Origin of the sequence: Paenibacillus dendritiformis (genome assembly GCF_945605565.1) — a bacterium.
In the GTDB taxonomy this organism is placed as follows: domain Bacteria; phylum Bacillota; class Bacilli; order Paenibacillales; family Paenibacillaceae; genus Paenibacillus_B; species Paenibacillus_B dendritiformis_A.
The window spans coordinates 6,711,866-6,722,799 of record NZ_OX216966.1 but is presented as its reverse complement, the minus strand read 5'-3'; the positions used below and the strand labels follow the sequence as shown (position 1 = coordinate 6,722,799).

Below are 10,934 nucleotides of genomic sequence, written 5' to 3'. Positions count from 1 at the left end.
CACGCTGACTATAGGCTTCTTAGTAAAAGAGTTCTAAATAACTTATCAAATTTCAAGGAAGCTAATCTATTTCTTCGTGGTGTTATTCCATTGATTGGTTTTAGATCGACTGTTGTAGAATATGATCGTAAGGAACGTATCGCAGGGGAGTCAAAATATCCATTAAAGAAAATGCTATCTTTAGCTTGGGACGGCATAACATCTTTTAGTGTCAAGCCAATACGACTGGTTACTGTCTTAGGCTTTATTTCACTTGCGATATGTTTGGTTGCAGCTTTATATGCATTTGTATCAAAATTACTTAATTATACTGTTTCTGGATGGACTTCGCTTATGTTATCTATATGGTTTATTGGTAGTATACAATTATTGGCTTTAGGTGTAATAGGTGAGTACATTGGAAAGATTTATGCTGAAGTTAAAGGACGACCTTTATTTATTTCCGAAGAACTTCTTATTGATGAGCAAGCAAATAGCAAAAATTGAACGAGCTAGTAGGAGTAATATTGGAAATGAAAAATAAAAATTTAATGTTATTAATTAAATATGGGATTATTGGACTGATCAATACTGCTGTAGGCTTAAGTACAACATACATGTTATATTGGGGCGTTGGCTTATCACATTTATTATCTACTGCACTAGGGAATTTCCTGGGTTTACTTGGAAGTTTCGTATTGAACAAAAAATATACGTTCAAGCATAATGGGAATTTACTGATCATATTTAGTAGGTTTTTATTAGTTTGTATATTAACCTATATTCTCTCATATGTCGTGCTACACTCAATTTTAATGAAGATTAAATCAAATTATATTGGTGAAGATTATTTTATGAATTTAATAATATTGGTTGAATCCGGTTTCTATACTTTACTTTCGTTTTTTTTTCATAAGCTCTTTACCTTTAAGTAAGAGTCTTTCGTAATTATTAGGCCTTGCAGTAAAATTCATAAAAAGGGTGTTTTATGCTGTCAGCTCCTCAACTACAAATATAGTTATAATGGGCCTGAATACCCTATTTCATTATGTAAGGGAATCTAACTGTTTTTTTATTACAACCCATAGTAATTTCCCAATATTATCATAAAAAATTGTTTAAGTTAAGTTTTATATAATAAATGACCCCAAAATAGATTAGGGATTATAAAGTAATAGTTAGGCGGATAATCTATGGAAACTACATTTTCAAATAATAACTATAAGTGTTTTAAATTATCTCTCCTTTTTATTTTGACGCCATTCATAGTTATAATTAACTACTACTTATTTAAAGAATCATCGAATTATATCCACGAATATGGAAATAGTCTACTCTATAGTATTTTAATATATCTATTTTCAGTTTCACTTGTTACATATTTTTCATATAGATATTTTCTAGAAAAGAATCAGTATATATTTTTTATTGCTTGTTTATCGTTCTCAATTAGAATAGTTTGGATACTTACAATTGACACAAGGCCTGTATCTGATTTCCAGGTAATGTATAATGCAGCAATAAAAATGTCGTCTGGAGATTTTTCTTATAATAGTAGTAATTATTTTCGAACATGGACTTATCAATTAGGTTTTACTATGTATCAAGCACTTATTATTAAAATCTTTGGTACAAGTATGGCCACTTTAAAAATACTTAATGCACTTTATTGTATGGGGATCACAGTATTAGTTTATCAAATTTCCTCGACACTCTTTGGTGATATTGCAGCAAAATTCTCTAGTGTTATCTATTGTTTCTATATTCCTAGTATAGTTATGAGTTCCGTTTTAACTAATCAGCATCTTGGAACATTTCTTTTCTATCTTGCTTTTTATTATTTTCTTAGAAATCCTACTTTAAACGTTAAGAAGACTATTTTATGCGCTGTATTAATTTCAATGGGCAATATAGTACGCCCATTAGGAAGTCTTGTTTTGGTATGTATTCTTTTTTATTCACTACTATTCTTATTATTAAATAAAAGAACAATTAGGAAGACATTTAGGTTTATCTGTGTTTTTATGGTATCATACTTTGCAATTTTCTATTTGGTTAGTTTTTTCGCCATTGGGACTGGAATTTCCTCTAGCCATTTAAAAAACCATGAACCGTTATGGAAGTTTGTTCTAGGATTTAATCATGAAACATCTGGAAGGTATTCTAAAGCTGATTCTGAGTTCGTTTTTCAGTACAATTTAGGAGAGGAAAGAAACAAAGTTGAAAAAGAAATAATCAAAAACAGGATATCCGACTGGAAAAGTTTGCCTGGTTTATTCTTAGATAAGATTAAGATTATGTGGAGCGATAGTGATGCCTTATACTGGAGTCTAAATACCCAAGAAAACAAAAGACTTTCTAATATACTTAATTTAATATCTCATGCAAGTTATTGGGTAATCATGAGTTTCTTATTGGTTTCAGTCTTCTGGCTAATTTTTAGATATGACAATGATGAGCGGTATCTTTTTTTTGTTGTACTAATTTTGGGGTATTTTTCGATACATTTGCTTATAGAGATTCAAACAAGATACAGATATTTTATTATGCCTTCAATAATTTTAATAAGCGGATATAGTTTTAGTGGATTGTTTTCTTACATTTTAAAAAAAAATAGTTATTTCCCAAGAAACCTGTTTAATCAAATAAAAAAGATAGCTTATAAAAAGAAAGTGGAAACTAACTTATAAGCGACTATAAATTTTATTACTATTATTTGATATATGGTCCTATGGTCCAAGATTAAGAGCATTGCAGCCAAAAAATAAAGATATCAACCCCTTATGACTACAAGAACAAGTAGGGGTTGATATCAATAATCGGAATTTTTCTACTCTATTATTAAATAGTTATTGTAAGGAAAGTATAGAAACTCTATTTTTCCAATTTCATCTTAAAAAGTACTAATGTCTATTTTTCCAATAAAAATAGGTTTTTCGTTATACCAAGGCATTAGTATGAGTTCAAAATTGTCGCCGATATCAGATAGTTTTTTTTCAGTCAGCGACATTTCAAAAGTGCATTTGTATTCTGAAGGTTTAGGATTTAAATATTTGTAATAGAATCCCCTATCCGATAATATGAAACCATTTGGAATTTGTCCTTCTGGATTATTTCGTATTGCAACAAGAGCTCGGTTTACCTCTGATGTAATGATCTCAATTTCTACAGTTAATTTGGAAGAATTGAGTTGAGCTTCACTCAGTGTTAAAATAATTCCATTTTCATCTAATTCTGAAAAATTCATAATATTTAGTATCTCTTTCGCTAAAGATAGACTGATTTCATCATTATACTTTGCTAAATGTACTGCAGTTTTTAAAATAATATTGTTTTTTTCATATGATTCTTCCTTGTTTGTTTGTGCTTTTAACTGATCTACTAATTTTGCGATTGATTTTTCATTCTCATATAATCTCGCTTCAAGTTTTTCTTCATTGCTTTCTGGAACAAATGTATTAATTGTTTTATTTGGAGATTCTAATAGTTTAGAGATCTCATTTGCTGTTTCATTTATATTAGAAAAAGACAAAGCTTTGAGTCCAAAATGGTGAACTAAGGACATCTTAAGTAATGCTAAACGTGCATATACTTCATTGAATTTTAAGTTTTCCATAGGTACCTTCATAATGGAATCAAAAGTGCTAAAATTTATAAAGTCGAAATAATCTCTGTGGCTTAATATATATTCGTAAACAAATGTAGATGAAATATTAGTAAGATTAAGACGCCAATTATACATGCCGAAATTTTTTTGGGATGGAAAGTTAGGATTGAACAAATAAGGTTTGTCCCATTCTTTTCTAATTTCCAAGTTAGATTTTTTTAATAATGATTGTAATTCATCAGGCCACTTATCATTTGCAAAGCTAACAGCTTCTATTGGTGCTGATGCCTTACTACATAGATAATAATGAATGAATTGTGAATTAAGAATATCGTCGGAACAGTTAATTAATAATTTGTACATTCTACCATCTAAAAAAGGGTGTACCTCACTACATCCTAAATGACTTATTGACATTGCAGAACCTACGTATGTTGAGTTCCTAAAATGAATAGAATCAACTTGAGCGTAGCGACTTTCAGGAATTTCAGTCAGTACCTCTCTTAAAGATTGGGCATGTACTTTAAATAAAGATTCTTGATGATCTTTATTAAGAATATTAATCGCATCAACCCAATATTTCCTGCTTTGTATGTATTCTTCTAACGGCAATTTATTAGCTTTAGCTTTGAACCCGTTCTCATGTCCACCAATGATTAGCAATTTATGATTTGATACATTTTTGATGTCAGCGAGTGAGCATCCCATAGAATCAAGGTATAAATCTTTAGCAATATTTCTTGAAAAATCAAATGAAGTATTTTTTGTTGATGGTCTAATTACTGAATGGAACTGTGCTAATCCTAGTTCATCAACAATTTTTGTCGCTGACATAACGTCAGGAGAATAAAGTTCACCAAAAGTTTGAATTGATATTTCATTATTTAGCGCTCCTGCTGCATCCATTAACCCTAATATTGCTCTACTATCCTTACCACCACTTAACCAGAGCCGCTTTTTAAAATTTATTCCCGAGAAAATTGAGGAGAAGTATTTTATTATTGCATCTAAATACTCTGGAACTTCACTATCTATTACTTTTGTGATCCCACGTTTATGTTGGGAGTAGGTAACGGCATCATTATTTGTGATGACACAGAGGTGAGCGGGCTTTAATCGGGAGATTCCTTCAAAATATGTTCCATCATCACCAATATGGTAACGCCCAGCCATCCACATAAAGGCTTCTTTTCTAAATTCCACGTTTTTTAGCCAAGGTACAAACAAGTTAAAACGGTTAGTAAGTACCACTTCATTCTTAGTTTCGTATATGAAAAGGTGTTCGACGCCAGTAATGCTAGAATAAGCATAGATACTATTCTCCTTAAGAACTACTCCTGCGAAGCTTTCATTAAAGTCTACTCCAAAAGAAGGGTTTTCATATTCTATTGAGTTATAAAACCTTTCTTCCAATGAATGATCGCCGTAGCCTTGAATAAAGACAATATTCCTATCGAAGATAACAACATTCCTATCCAAAGCAGCATCGAAAGAAAAGACTAGAAGTTCGGAGTTTCCATTTTGATAATATTTTTCCGAACACGGGGTGAATGGAAAGAGGTCACTCCAATTAGTTAAATATTGAAGAGATTCATAAGGGATATCATTAAAAGTTGATCCCATTTTCGAACGTTTAAATCTGGCAAGAAATGCTGACATTGTGTTAGATTCTCCCTCTAATTTATTTTTTAACCTCTTTTGATTTTGAAAAATCTGCTTTGGTTTACATTGTATAATCTACACTGTTGAAATAGTGTTATCACTCCTTATTTAAGCATCATGTATTTTTTTGAGATGGTTGTCAAGTTTGATTCGGGACAAGGCAAAATGATTTTTAAACAAATTATTTTTTGCACATAAATAATGAGTTTCAACTACTTAAGATATTTCAGCAAAGTAGATGTTGTATGCCTTTTGTGGTAGTGATAATTGATGAAATATCCAATGTCATTGCTGTTATCATTTTGACACTTCAATTATTCTAACATTGATAGGAGGGTGGCTAGTTGGATACGCTTTGTTATGCTAAAATTTAAGTGACTCATGATTGGTTCTACAGTGTTAATGGTATTTTAATGACTTCAATTTTACACGAATCACTCATGAGCTCTTTTTTTATTCACAATAATATAACGAAAAAATATTCTTTGCTTTTCTCTATCTTTCAAATAAAAAAGTGAATCTTGTTATATTGAATTTATTCCCATTGTGACGACTTATCGGTAAACTTATAATGTAACAACATATAAATAAAAGACCTTACACAAGGTTTTTTTGGATTTTCAAATTGGGTAAATCCAGCCCTTACATTAGAATCTGGATTTTTAATCATAGGTAGGTGTTACGATTGTGAAAATAGATAATGGGAGTCATCAAGAAAAAATAAGATGCTTAGAAGAAATTGTTGAAGTTAAAAACAAGGAAATTCTTCGCAGACTTGACAGTGAGGAAAAAACACTATTGAAGTATATTGAGTTGATTGAAGAATACACGCACTTAGAAGCAAAATACAATGTTATTTTAAAAAAATATGAGTTACTTAGTAGGTCTAAATTAGGAAAATTGACGCTACTATATTGGAAATGGAAAAATAGAGTTCCAAGAGATTTCTAGGGTATGGAGAGAGGGATATGGACATAAATTATATAAAGAATAAAATAGAAGAAATTCATCGAGTGCGAAATCAAATCTTAGGTGAATTAAAAGATATAAGCTATGAGAGTTTAAATAAAACAGATTATACCCTCCTCTCGAAGAAATTTAAGCGCTCATTTCAAACATCAAAAAAAATAAAAATCGGTTGTATTATGGATGATTTTACATACCATTCACTATCCCCAGAATGTAACCTATTTCAAGTTACTCCTAATAACTGGCGTAGTGAACTTGAGCAATTCCAAGCTGATATGTTTTTTTTAGAATCTGCATGGAGTGGAATTAATGGCTTATGGAATCAGAAAATCACAAATTTAAGTGATGATATTTTAGATCTCCTACATTATTGTAAAAAAAATAGTATTCCAATTGTATTTTGGAACAAAGAGGACCCTTTTCATTTTAATGATTTTATTCATATAGCCAAGCTTGCAGACTTTGTTTTTACAACGGATATTGATTGTATAATAAATTATAAAACAATATTAAGGCATGACAGAATCTTCTTCATGCCATTTGCTGCCCAGCCTAAATATCATAATCCAATAGAAGTGATTCATAGGGAAGACAAATTCTGCTTTGCAGGTGCATATTATCAAGGATTTAGCGATCGGGTGAAAGATTTTGAAACTTTCATTAATATAATTACACGAATAAAAGATTTAGATATATATGATAGGAACTTTAACAATAAAAAGTCAAAAAATAAGTTTCCTCGTCAATACAAACGTTATATTAAAGGATATCTAAAAACAGATAATATTACTAAGGCATATAAAGGATATATGTATAACATTAATATGAATTCGGTTAAACAATCTCAAAGCATGTGTGCAAGACGAATCTTTGAACTACTAGCATGTAATACCATAACAGTTAGTAATTATTCCAGAGCAATTCGTAACCTATTTGGTGATTTAGTCGTATGTACGGATGATGGAAAACGGCTGTATACAGAAGTAAAAAAGCTCGAAGATAGCGAGTATTTATCAAAGTTTAGATTGTTAGGCTTACGGAAGGTGCTTAGTGAGCATACTTACAAAAAGAGATTAGAGTTTATTATTAATAAAGTATATGAAAAACCTCTTGATTGCAAACCAATAAAGGTAATAATAATTGCTCAAGCTCGCACTAAGGATGAACTCGAAAGACTATTGTGTAATTTTTCGAGACAAAAATATAAATACAAAAAAATATGTATAGTAACTAATTTAGCTAGCCTCTCATATTGTCATTTTTCTGAAGACATTATTCTTATTAATAAATTGACAAGAAAAATCATAAATAACATAAAGGAAAAATATTCTCATGTATCATTTTTTTCAACAAAGGACTACTATGGGGAGAACTACATTACGGATTATGTTCTTGCTCTAAACTATTCAAATGAATTTGTTTTTAGTAAGGAGAGCTACTTTTTCCATAGAAAAGATGGATTTTTCGAACGTATAGGAAACGGGGGTCAGTATAAATTAGTTCAACAAGCAGCGATTCGAAGAGCGTTTATTAATTTGAAGTATTTAAAACATGAAGAATTGATGGAGTACAGCAAAGCAATCAATGAAGGGGTAATATTGGAAACATGTTTGTCGCTTGATGAATATAACTATTGTATGGATTTTACCGGGAGTAAATGTCCAATTGTTGATGACTTAGTGGTGGTTGATACCGGTAAAAGCGTTGATAGTATATATGAACAGGTAGAAAATATTCAACCTTTAGCTCAATATATTGAAGAGAATGCATCAAATAATGTGCATTATTCTGATGCTACTTATTTTATAAAAAAGTCCAAAATTCTGGTTATTACTTACAACTATCCAGACTATAGTGATTTTCAATGTAATGCATTCATTCATAGTCGAGTAGAAGAGTATAAAAACAATGGCCTATTAGTAGATGTCTTTAGATATGGCGGTAATTGTTCCAAAAGGTACTCTGAATTTTGTGGAATAGACATTATTGAGGGAAACTCTGAGTTATTGAATAATATATTATTAACCGGTGGATATGAAATGGTACTCATCCATTCTCTATCAGCAGAAATGTGGGATGCAGTCAAAAATAGTATTAGAGATAAAAAAATATTGGTTTGGCTTCATGGTACCGAGTTTCAACCTAATCGGAGAAGGAGAGATTCTCAATATTTTAATAAAGCTGAAGCTATGTCAGCAGGTTTAGTACCAGTGGTAGCAAATGATTCGGCAGTCCCTGAATCATCTGATTGTGGTATACTTGTAGCAAAAGATTATAAAGAGTTGGCAAACAGCATTGAGAAGCTATATCACCAACCCAAATTATTTATGAATTTATCTAGAAATGCATCTAAGACCGTTAGAGTTAAGTATCGGTTAAGTAGTACTATTCTAAAAGAAATTGAACTCATTACATCTGAATTAAAATAAATTTTTAGACTTAATAATCTGGAAGAATCTAAATAAGAACAAATGAAAAAGAATAAAGAAAAGTGGTAGAACTTCGAGATGGATGGCGAAAGAATATGAGCTATGATGTTTCCGTGATTATCCCAGCATATAATGTAGAAAAATATATTTCTGAATGCTTAGAATCTCTTATTCAACAAACAATTGGTGTGGATAATATTGAGATTTTATTAATAAATGATGGTTCTACTGATAGTACTTTAAAGATAGCTGAAGCATATGCAGCTAAATATCCATCTATAAGAATTTTTAACCATGAAAAAAACTTGGGTACAGGTGCAGCTAGAAACACTGGATTAGCTTATGCCAAGTCGAACTACATTTCTTTTATTGATTCAGATGATTTTATCTCTTTGAACACTTATGAAGATGTTATAGAAAAAATGAAAGAAAATCACGTTGATATTGTTATTTTTGAGTATGAGTACTATAGTGCATCTGGAAATAAATACAATAGAAACCCATCTGCTAAATTGTTCGATTGTGAAAAAATTATTACAGATATCATGGAAACTCCAGAAATAATTTTTGGAACGTCTGTTTGTAATAAAATTTTTCGAAAATCCCTCTTGGAAGGCTTGGCTTTTTCCGATTCTCAAATGGAAGATGTATTAATATCTACTATCACTACTTTTAGGGCTAAAAGTCTTTTTGTTTCAAATAAATGCAAATACTATTACAGGAAAAGAGAAGACTCAAATGAAAAGTCTAAAACAGATACTTATTTTTTAAATAAACAAAACTATATTGAGCATCTTCATGTAAATCTTCAATTAAACAGGTTGAGCTTTGAATACCCTAAGTACAAACCATTAATTGACTTATTTAATGCAAGTACGACTACTCCTTTTATATATAATATGATAGTAAATCGTGTTTTTAGTTTTAAAGAACAAAAGGATTACTATTATAAAGTGAAGTCTTTACTAAAACAAATAGATGAACAGATTATCAATAAAATTGAAAGCACTTATGCTCAGCTAATTATTAGATTAGTAAGAGAAAAAAAATACACTAATTTTTTATTCTCTTTACTGGTAGAAAAAGCGAAATCTTTTCTACGAAAAATGATATGTAGAGGAAGAAAAGGTTATAAATTAATTGATGCAGGAATTGCTTTTTTAGTTTCCTTTTGTTATAGGTTGCATCCTCATTACCAAGACGTATGGTTGATTTGTGAGCGATGTGACGAGGCGAAAGATAATGGTTACCACTTATTTTTGTACATGAGAAAGTTTCACCCAGAAAAAAATGTTTACTATTTAATTAATAAAAAAGCAACAAATGATTATTTAAAAGTACAACATTTAGGGAATGTTGTGGCATATCGTAGTTTAAAGCATAAAATACTATTTATCCTTGCTTCAAAAATCATCTCTGCCCATAAGGGGAGGATTGAACCTTGGAATTATAAGTTTTACATGAGTACACTTGGGAAAATCGCTGGAGTAACTAAAAGTTACGTTTTCTTGCAGCACGGAATTACTAAAGATGATGTAACCGAAGAGTTAGGGAAAAAAAATACATCTTTTAATCTGTTTATTACCGGAGCTAAGCCTGAATATGACTATGTGACGTCATATTTTGGCTATGAACCAAGTGAAGTGGTGTATACAGGATTTGCTAGGTTCGATGCTTTACATAAGAGAACCGAAAAGAAACTTTTGTTATTAATGCCTACTTGGAGAAAAGACTTAAAGTCCTGTGGATATAAGGATTTTATAAGGTCACAGTATTACAAAGTTTATCAATCTTTAATTACTAATGTATATTTGACAGAATGGTTAGAGAAACACGAATTCTTACTATTTTTTTATTTACATTATGAGATGCAAGAGTATGGTGATTATTTTTCAAGTTCCAGTAAAAATATCATCATAGCTGATAAAAACTCACACGATGTGCAACAACTTTTGTTAGAGTCCAAGCTTCTTATAACTGATTATTCCAGTGTTTTTTTTGATTTTGCGTATATGGAGAAGCCTAGTATCTATTATCAATTTGATGAGCATGATTTTTTCTTAACCCATTATAAAAAAGGTTATTTTGATTATAAGAGAGATGGATTTGGTCCTGTAGTTACATCAGAAAAGGAACTGGTAGATTATATCTTTTATCTTCATGAGAATGCTTTTTTGTTAGAAGATAAATATAAAGATAGGATTCAAGGTTTTTTTCAATTAAAAGATGATAAAAATTGTGAGAGAATATATGAGGCAATCAATAATATTAGCCCGCCGGAGTAGGTA

General features: G+C 30.4%; 6 protein-coding genes and 1 pseudogene. 6 read left to right on the top strand and 1 reads right to left on the bottom strand.

Features of this window, described 5'->3' with window-relative positions:
- The 3 genes and pseudogenes from NNL35_RS30285 to NNL35_RS30280 all read left to right on the top strand — a co-directional run.
- Positions 1 to 486 (top strand): annotated as a pseudogene (locus NNL35_RS30285) (glycosyltransferase); the annotation flags it as partial.
- Positions 487 to 512: 26 nt separating this feature from the next.
- Positions 513 to 914: a GtrA family protein gene (locus NNL35_RS30790; protein WP_006674711.1), complete on the top strand. Its 402-nt coding sequence runs from the start codon at positions 513 to 515 to the stop codon at positions 912 to 914.
- A 570-nt stretch (positions 915 to 1,484) separates the two neighbouring features.
- Entirely contained in the window at positions 1,485 to 2,669 is a 1,185-nt protein-coding gene (locus NNL35_RS30280; RefSeq protein ID WP_254553967.1) for a hypothetical protein, read from the top strand.
- Between the two features lie 203 nt (positions 2,670 to 2,872).
- Here NNL35_RS30280 and NNL35_RS30275 read toward each other — a convergent pair whose 3' ends face one another.
- Positions 2,873 to 5,245, bottom strand: coding sequence for a hypothetical protein (locus NNL35_RS30275; protein ID WP_006674709.1), 2,373 nt, complete (start codon positions 5,243 to 5,245; stop codon positions 2,873 to 2,875).
- A gap of 690 nt (positions 5,246 to 5,935) precedes the next feature.
- Here NNL35_RS30275 and NNL35_RS30270 point away from each other — a divergent pair.
- From NNL35_RS30270 to NNL35_RS30260, 3 genes are all read left to right on the top strand, one after another.
- Positions 5,936 to 6,199 (top strand): hypothetical protein, encoded by a 264-nt coding sequence (locus NNL35_RS30270; protein ID WP_006674708.1) that lies wholly within the window; start codon positions 5,936 to 5,938, stop codon positions 6,197 to 6,199.
- Positions 6,200 to 6,216: 17 nt separating this feature from the next.
- Positions 6,217 to 8,646 carry a glycosyltransferase family protein gene (locus NNL35_RS30265; RefSeq protein WP_006674707.1) on the top strand — a complete coding sequence of 810 codons (2,430 nt, stop codon included), beginning with the start codon at positions 6,217 to 6,219 and terminating at the stop codon, positions 8,644 to 8,646.
- Positions 8,647 to 8,741: 95 nt separating this feature from the next.
- Positions 8,742 to 10,931: a bifunctional glycosyltransferase/CDP-glycerol:glycerophosphate glycerophosphotransferase gene (locus tag NNL35_RS30260; RefSeq protein ID WP_006674706.1), complete on the top strand. Its 2,190-nt coding sequence runs from the start codon at positions 8,742 to 8,744 to the stop codon at positions 10,929 to 10,931.
- The last annotated feature ends 3 nt before the right edge of the window (positions 10,932 to 10,934 follow it).